Origin of the sequence: Devosia indica (genome assembly GCF_003056405.1) — a bacterium.
Classification (GTDB): domain Bacteria; phylum Pseudomonadota; class Alphaproteobacteria; order Rhizobiales; family Devosiaceae; genus Devosia; species Devosia indica.
The window spans coordinates 1-406 of the sequence record NZ_PYVZ01000056.1 but is presented as its reverse complement, the minus strand read 5'-3'; the positions used below and the strand labels follow the sequence as shown (position 1 = coordinate 406).

At 62.6% G+C, this 406-nt stretch carries 1 protein-coding gene; it reads right to left on the bottom strand.

Going from position 1 to position 406, the window contains the following annotated elements:
• A partial coding sequence (locus DDE76_RS19385; RefSeq protein ID WP_245892092.1) for a transposase occupies positions 1–332 on the bottom strand: 332 nt, incomplete at its 3' end.
• Positions 333–406: the final 74 nt, after the last annotated feature.

Sequence of the window (406 nt, the reverse complement as noted above, 5' to 3'; positions counted from 1 at the left end):
GCCTCCCTCAAGACCTCGGCTTCCATGGTCTTCTTGCCGAGCATGCGCTCGAGGTCACGCACGCGCTTTTCCAGATCGCGCACCTGGGAAGCGCCAACGACATCTTCATCGGCCTGAACGGCTGCGTGGCCGCCCTCGAGCATGCGGCGCTTCCAGGCGAAGAGCTGGGAGGGAGAAATGCCGGCGCGGCGTGCCACGTAGGAAACGCTCATACCCGGCTGCATGGCTTCCTCCACCAACCGAACCTTCTCGGCCACTGACCAGCGTCGGCGGCGCTGCACGGAGGTGATGACTTCGACCCGTCGAAACGGCTCGTCAGAACTCTTGGACATAGTCGTACTCATAGGCGGATGCCTATGCCTTATCGGCTATGCCGGCTGTCCGGTCAAAATGGGGTGCGCTCCAT